Below are 5,510 nucleotides of genomic sequence, written 5' to 3' on the forward strand. Positions count from 1 at the left end.
GTATCTGTCCGAGGTGTTCACCACCGCCGCGACCGCCGCCGGCGTGAAGATCGTCTACGGCACCGCCGCCGGCGTCGACGCCGGCGCGGTGACCCTCGACGACGGCACCCGCGTCACCGCCGAACTGGTGGTCGCCGCGATCGGGGACATCCCCAACGTCGAGTGGCTGCAGGACTCCGGGCTGCTCACCGACGGCCGCCTGGTCGCCGACACCCGCGGGCGGGTCGCGCCGGGCATCGTCGCCGCCGGGGACGTCGCGCACCTCCCGGTCCGCGGGATCGTGCGCCGGATCCCGTTGTGGAACAGCGCGATCGAGCAGGCCCGCGTGGCCGCGGTCGCTCTGCTGCGCGGGGACGACGCCCCCGAGTTCGATGCCGACCCGTACTTCTGGACCGAACAGTTCGGGCTGCATCTCAAGGCGATCGGGCATCTGCCGGTGGACGGGGACCCGACCTTCCTCGCCGGCGAGGATCCGCACGGGCCGGCGCTGCTGCACTGGCGGCATCCGGACGGCGCCGGGGTGGCGGTGGCGATCAACCACCGCATCCCGATTCCGCGGTTGCGGCGCGCCGCGGCCACCGGACAGCTCCCCGGCACGGTCACGACGTCCGGCTAGATTCATGTGGGTGAATCCACCCCCGGAGCACCCCGCCGATCCCGACCTCGCGCGGCTGGCCGCGATCAACCTGAACCTGCTGGTCCCGCTGCTGGCGGTGCTCGAGGAACGCTCGGTCACCCGCGCCGCCGCGCGGGTCGGGATGACGCAACCGGCGATGAGCCACGCCCTGGGGCGGATGCGCCGGTTGATCGGCGACGAGCTGGTGGTGCGGCAGGGGAGTGGGCTGGCGCTCACCCCCCGCGCTCTCGAGCTGATCGCGCCGCTGCGGGAGATGCTGCGGCAGACCGCGCGGGTGGTGAACTTCCCCCGCTTCGACCCGGCCCGGGACACCCGCACCATCACCCTGGCGATGACCAACAGCACCGCTTTCGTGGTCGGCCCGGAACTGACCCGGCTGATCGCGCAGCGCGCCCCGCATGCGACGGTGCGGCTGCGTACCTTCGTCGAGCCGCAGCCGGCCGATTTCACCGACGACGGGGTGGACGTGGTGCTGGTGTCGGAGGCGTTCTCCGCGCCCTATCCGCGCGAGCGGCTCTACGAGAACCGGTGGGTGGTCGTCGCCCATCCCGACACCGCCCCGGACGCCTCGGCGCTCGAGCTGCTGGAGTCGGTGCCGCACACCACCTACGACGCGCGGCACCGCATCACGCCCTACGCGGCGCTGGACGCGGCCGGGGTGCCCTACGGGATCGGCCGGCTGGTCTCCGATTTCCTGTTGGTGCCGCACCTGGTGGGACGCGCCGGTGGGGTCGCGATCCACACCTACCGGGTCGCGATGCAGATGCGCCGCCAGATGCCGCTGCGCATCGAGGAATTCCCGCTGCCGGTGCCGCCCCTGGGCATCGACATGGTGTGGAATCCGCGCCTGGCCGACACCGAATTCATCGGCTGGTTGCGCGAGATCCTGGTCGCCGCCACCGATTTCGACGCCGAGCAGATAGCACCACGAGTCGGTCAGTTCCTCGAGGCAGATCTCGCGCGGGGTGCGCCAGCCGATGGAGAAGTAGCGCCGGGACATGTGTTCGAGCTGCCCGAAGGCGAGCACGCACCGGATCCGCCGCCGGTCCGGGTCCAGCCGCCCGGACTGGTTCAGCCCCTCGGTCATGTCGGTGACCGCGTCCTCGAACCACTGCTCGGTCTTCGCGGCCACGACCGGGTCGTGCGCCGCCTGGTAGGAGGCCGTCATGTAGGGCTTGATCTCGTCCCACTGGGTGAGTTTGCGGTCGAGCCACTGGTGGATCAGCGCGCGGGAGCCGGACGCGATCACCGCGGTCAGCGACGGGTCGTCGGCCGCGGTGAGGATCGAGTCGACCTTGGTCAGCAGCGCGCTCATCACGTCGGCCTTCGACGAGAAGTGCAGGTAGAAGGTGGTGCGGGTGGAGCCCGCGGCGGTGGCGATGTCGTCGATGGTGGTCGCGGCGTAGCCCTTGGTGCCGAACAGTTCGAGCGCCTTGGCGAGGAAGAGCTCGTAGGTCATCTGCTTCTGCGCGGCACGGAGTGACATGAACAGGAATCCTAGCGGCGCACCCGACTTACCGACGGGTACAGTGACGATTCTGGTCGCAAAGTCACTTGACAGTATGTAATCCGAATCCGTACTGTGACTCGCACCACGGACGTCTCCGTGCGACGTCGACGAAAGGAAGTGCCGATGACCGGCCCCGCGACCGCGACCCCCACCGTCCACACCGTTCTCGGTCCGGTTCCCGCCGCCGAACTCGGTATCGTCGCCGTCCACGAGGCCCTGCTCTCGGTGCTGCCCGGCGCCCAGCACGCCTACGACATCGACTTCGACCGCGCCGAGATCTTCACCACGTTGCTCGGCAAGCTCCGCGAGTTCCGCGCCGCGGGCGGCGGCACCCTCGTCGACGCCACCGGCATGTTCCACGGCCGCGACGTGCCGCTGTACGAAAACCTCTCCCGCGCTTCCGGAGTGCACATCGTCGCCTCCACCGGCCTCGGCCCGGAGAACCTGCTCGGCGGCTACTTCCTCACCCCGCAGACCAACCCGCCCACCCCGTGGCCCGCGGAGAAGTTCGCCGACCTGTTCACCAAGGAGGTCACCGAGGGCATGGTCGTGCCCCGCGTCGAGCGCCGCGGCCCCGCCGGCCTGGTCGCCACCGCCGCCAACCCGGACGGCATGACCGCCACCGAGGAGAGCCTGTTCCGCGGCGCCGCCCGCGCCGGCCGCGACACCGGCGTCGCCGTGTCGCTGCGCTACGGCAAGGACGCCGTCGCCGACCTCGACATCGCCCTCGACGAGAACCTGGCCGCCGACCGGATCGTCGTCGGCGGCCTGGACCGCCGCGACGCCGTCGCCGCCGGTGTCCCCGCCGAGATCGCCCGCCGCGGCGCCTACCTCGCCCTCGACCATGTCGGCACCGAGGACGACGAGCACATCTCCGACACCGAACGCGCGGCCCTCGTCCGCGACCTCGTCGACGCCGGACTCGGTCACCGGATCCTGTTGTCGTCCAACGCCACCGGCGTCGCGAAGGGCCACCCCGCCCGGGACCTGCCCTTCGGCCACGTGCTGACCGGGTTCGTGCCGCAGCTGACCGCGGCCGGCATCGCCGACGACACCGTGCAGCGCATCCTCACCGCCAACCCGCAGCAACTGCTGGGCGTGCGCTGACCGCGCGAGCGCCGACCACCCACCACCGAAGTCTTCGTCCCGAAGGGGAATTGTTGTGTCGAGAGTGAACACCGTCCTGGGTCCGATCGCGCCCGAGGAACTGGGCATCGTCGCCATCCACGAGCACATCGGGTACGGCATGCCCGGCTCCGAACTGGACACCCGCTGGTGGAAGACCCCCGAGGTCCGCTACGAGGAAACCGTCCCGAAGCTGCGCAAGTTCCACGAATACGGCGGCGGCACCTTCGTCGACGTCACCGGCATCTGCAACGGCCGCGACATCGACTACTACAAGTCGCTGTCCGCCAAGACCGGCGTGCACATCGTCGCCTGCACCGGCTTCGTCGGCGGCGACACCGCCCTGCCGTTCTTCGAACGCGCCGACGTCGACTACCTGACCCGCCAGTTCGTGCACGAGATCACCGTCGGCATCGGCGACACCGGCAGCCGCGCCGGCGTCATCAAGGTCGGTGTCAGCCGCGGCGGCAAGATGACCGACCTGGACAAGCGCATCTACCGCGCCGCCGCCCGCGCCGCCCTCGACACCGGCGTCCCGATCCTCACCCACCTCGCGATCGACGCCGAGAACGCCATCGCCATCTTCACCGAGGAAGGCCTGCCGCTGCACCGCGTGCTGTTCGGGCACGCCGACGACGGCGTCAACTCCGAGAAGACCCGCGACACCTGGATCGCCCAGCAGGGCGGCCGCGTCGGATTCGACACCTTCGGCTACGAAACCGAACTCGAGGACCCGCCGTTCTGGGCCCGCCCCCGCCGGCAGCGCCTCGACCACTTCCTCCGCTTCCTGGGCGCCGGCCACCTCGATCAGGCCCTGGCCGGCGTCGACGCGAACTGCAGCCCACTCGGCTGGCCCGGCGTCAAGGGGCACACCGTGAACTACCTGTTCGAAGACCTCATCCCGGACCTGCGCGAAGCCGGCCTCGACGACGCCACCATCACCAAGCTGTTCGTCGAGAACCCCGCCGACTTCCTCACCATCCAGGCCTGACCACACACCTCCGGCGCATCGCCGCGCCCACCCAGAGAGAGACCCCCATGCAGTCCTCCGACCTGAAGAACCTCACCATCGCCATCGTCGGCGCAGGCTACGCCGGCGCCGACCTCGCGGATCTCGGTGGCCTGTTCGTAGACGGTGACGTGCGCGCCGAGCAGGCTCAGGGCCTTGGCGGCGGCGGCGCCGGCATCGGCCTGCGCCCCTCCAGCATGGAACGCTTCCGCGAGTGGGGGATCTTCGACGCCATCGCCAACGTCAGCTCGCCCAGCGACTACTTCGAGATCCTCACCGCCACCGACGATCCGATCATGAAGGACACCTGGCCCGCCCACGGCGACCAGAAGAACACCCACCTGATCCACCGCGGCGACTTCATCGACGCCCTCGTCGGGGTGCTGCCCGAGGGCATGGTCAAGCTCGGCCACAAGCTCGAGACGATCGAGGACCGCGGCGACAAGGCCGCCCTCACCTTCACCAACGGCACCACCGTCGAAGCCGACCTCGTCGTCGGCGCCGACGGCATCAAATCCGTCGTCCGCCGGCAGCTGTTCAGCGACCAGGAACCGGTGTTCTCCGGCGAACGCGCCTACCGCGCCGTCATCGACATCGCCGACGCACACGGCATGGTCACCGACGACAACCTGCGCATGTACATCGGCAAGGGCACCAAGGTGTACCTGCTGCCGCTGCGCCACCGCAACCAGGTCTCCTTCGACATCACCGCCCTGTGCCCCGACAGCAACTGGGCACCGCAGGTCAGCAAGGAGGACATGCTCGCCACCGTCGACGGCTTCGACGAGCGCATCGTCGCGATCACCGCCGGCCTCGACATGGACAAGGTCAACGTCCGCGGTGTCTACGACATCGACCCCGTCGAGACCTGGCACTCCGACTCCGTCGTCCTCGTCGGCGACGCCGCCCACTCCATGCTCCACCACCAGGGCCAGGGCGCGAACTCGGCGATCCTCGACGCCGGTGTCCTCACCGACGCCCTCCGCGACGCCGGCTCCGTCAAGGAGGCCCTGGCCCGGTACCAGGCCGAACGCAAGCCTGTCACCGACGAGCTGCAGCGCATCTCCCGGCAGGGCTGGACCGAGGACGAGGTCAGCGACGTGTTCCCGGGCCAGAAGCCGGCCTCCCAGCAGCCCGTCGCCGAGGCACAGGCCTGACCCATGGCGCTGCACCCCGAGATCGCGAAGATCCTCGCGACCCTGCCCGCCCCACCGCCCGGCCCCCTCGAC

Annotated in this window: 5 protein-coding genes and 1 pseudogene; 5 read left to right on the forward strand and 1 reads right to left on the reverse strand. The window is 70.2% G+C overall.

Features of this window, described 5'->3' with window-relative positions:
- The coding region (locus I0Q12_RS16110; RefSeq protein ID WP_197252871.1) for an FAD-dependent oxidoreductase at positions 1-616 on the forward strand (616 nt) is incomplete at its 5' end.
- 4 nt (positions 617-620) lie between these two features.
- Positions 621-2,120 (forward strand): LysR family transcriptional regulator, encoded by a 1,500-nt coding sequence (locus tag I0Q12_RS34890; RefSeq protein ID WP_307846276.1) that lies wholly within the window; start codon positions 621-623, stop codon positions 2,118-2,120.
- Here the strand turns inward: I0Q12_RS34890 and I0Q12_RS34895 are convergent.
- Positions 2,004-2,357 (reverse strand): annotated as a pseudogene (locus tag I0Q12_RS34895) (TetR/AcrR family transcriptional regulator); the annotation flags it as partial. The gene I0Q12_RS34890 and the pseudogene I0Q12_RS34895 sit on opposite strands and share 117 nt — an antisense overlap.
- Here I0Q12_RS34895 and I0Q12_RS16125 point away from each other — a divergent pair.
- From I0Q12_RS16125 to I0Q12_RS16135, 3 genes are read left to right on the forward strand one after another with little or no spacing between them, the layout of a single operon-like run.
- Positions 2,271-3,254 carry a phosphotriesterase gene (locus I0Q12_RS16125; RefSeq protein WP_197252872.1) on the forward strand — a complete coding sequence of 328 codons (984 nt, stop codon included), beginning with the start codon at positions 2,271-2,273 and terminating at the stop codon, positions 3,252-3,254. The pseudogene I0Q12_RS34895 and the gene I0Q12_RS16125 sit on opposite strands and share 87 nt — an antisense overlap.
- A 55-nt stretch (positions 3,255-3,309) precedes the next feature.
- Positions 3,310-4,263: a phosphotriesterase gene (locus I0Q12_RS16130; RefSeq protein WP_197252873.1), complete on the forward strand. Its 954-nt coding sequence runs from the start codon at positions 3,310-3,312 to the stop codon at positions 4,261-4,263.
- A 47-nt stretch (positions 4,264-4,310) separates the two neighbouring features.
- Complete coding sequence (locus tag I0Q12_RS16135) at positions 4,311-5,438, forward strand: NAD(P)/FAD-dependent oxidoreductase (protein WP_197252874.1); 1,128 nt, start codon at positions 4,311-4,313, stop codon at positions 5,436-5,438.
- Positions 5,439-5,510 lie beyond the last annotated feature (72 nt).

It is taken from the genome of Rhodococcus sp. CX (genome assembly GCF_015865005.1).
Lineage (GTDB): Bacteria > Actinomycetota > Actinomycetes > Mycobacteriales > Mycobacteriaceae > Rhodococcus.